The organism is Anaerosporobacter sp. (assembly GCF_965301125.1).
Genome location: NZ_CBDLAM010000380.1, coordinates 1 through 1575, shown reverse-complemented (window position 1 = coordinate 1575; position 1575 = coordinate 1). Strand labels below are relative to the sequence as shown.

Genomic DNA, 1575 nt, shown 5'->3' with positions numbered 1-1575 from the left:
CTATCTTTCGTGTAATTGATGCTTGTGCCGAGTCTTTATGAGACGACAGCAATCTGGTACTTTTACCAGAATAAACATATTATGAATTAAGTAATGATTGTTATTGTTTCATATACCATGTGCATTATCGTAGAGATATTCTTCAACAGGTTAATGCATTATCCGAATTTTTAATGGACCATGTAGATTATGAAGATGAAAAAGCAGTTTTGATAGTTTATGCTATGTATCATGAAAGTAAGAGAAAAGAGGCTTCGGTTGACACTCTTAAAACTGTATTACAAGAGAAGAAAAGATCAAAAGAAAATGAAAATCCTAAGTCAATTGAAGGCTCTAAATTAGATGAAGTAGTCATAGCAGATAAAAGTTGCAACGAGGAAGGTATTAATCATTTTGAAAAAGGTGATAACTCTACTGAAAGAAGTAATAGTATAGTTGAAAAATGTAATAGCAATATAAGAGAAGTTGATAAAATAACAGTAGATCAAGAACCAACAAAAGACCTAAAAAGAAGGCAACTTGTTCAAAGACCAATTATGGAAGAACGCCAGGAAAGTGAGCGATTGGTAAGTAAGTTTCCTTTACATAGCTATTCTGTTCTTGGTATCACGATATTAGTTATGTTAATTGTAATTGTATATTCCTTTAGCCAAGGATTAGATTATAAAAAGTTAGTTGCTATTATATTAATTGTGGCTTCTATAACTGCGTATATAGGAAGTAAGATGTTTGATCCTAAGAAAAAGATAGAGAAGATGGTAGCAGTTGTTGAATACATTAAGCAACCGTTAATAAAACCTATAGATTATCAAGAAAATATTATGAAAATAGATATTAATAAGCAGGCCGCTGTTAAAGAAGAGATGAAAGATGAATTAGATGATATATATGAATGTACGCAGTTACTTTCTGTTGTAGAGGAATGTGACGATGGGGATAGTGGTTTAGATAATAGTGATTACTCTGATAAAAAATCTTTGGATACAAGGTACATTCTATTACCAGAGGATAACAAGTATAGACAATTAATTATACAAGACTTCCCTTTCTATATAGGTAAAATTATGGAGGGAATGGATGCCGTTATTATGGAATCCGCAATTAGCCGTGTACATGCAAAGATTACACAGGAAGATTATAACTTTTATATTACGGACATGGGGTCAACGAATGGTACATTCATTAACAACGAAATTATTCAGCCACATTCTAAGATGCGTATTGAGTTAGGAGATATATTACGTTTTGCTAATGTATCCTATAGATTTTCAGTTAAAGACGAAATTTAGATGCCGAAAGGATTTGTCAGACACTTCTTCACTGAAGTCTGGTAAGGCTAAAATTGATAGGTAGAAATCCCTATAAAAACAACATGGAATCACAATGGAATTTTATGGCGAAATATAGTATAATACTACTTAGAAATAATAAAACTTTGATAGAGTAATAAAGTAATAGGGGAAAGAGGGAGTAGTATGAAGAAGACAATCAAAAAAAGTATGTTAGCTATTTTATTCTGTATTATTTTCATAAGTCAGAGTGTACTTGTATATGCTAAAGATACTAAAGCAGTAT

At 31.3% G+C, this 1575-nt stretch carries 1 protein-coding gene and 1 pseudogene; both read left to right on the top strand.

Going from position 1 to position 1575, the window contains the following annotated elements; translation table 11 throughout:
- Positions 1–89 precede the first annotated feature (89 nt).
- Positions 90–236 (top strand): annotated as a pseudogene (locus ACW2QF_RS20195) (DUF6382 domain-containing protein); the annotation flags it as partial.
- On the top strand, positions 225–1289 hold the full coding sequence (locus ACW2QF_RS20190) for an FHA domain-containing protein (RefSeq protein WP_455717810.1): 1065 nt from the start codon (positions 225–227) through the stop codon (positions 1287–1289). The pseudogene ACW2QF_RS20195 and the gene ACW2QF_RS20190, both read left to right, overlap by 12 nt.
- Positions 1290–1575 lie beyond the last annotated feature (286 nt).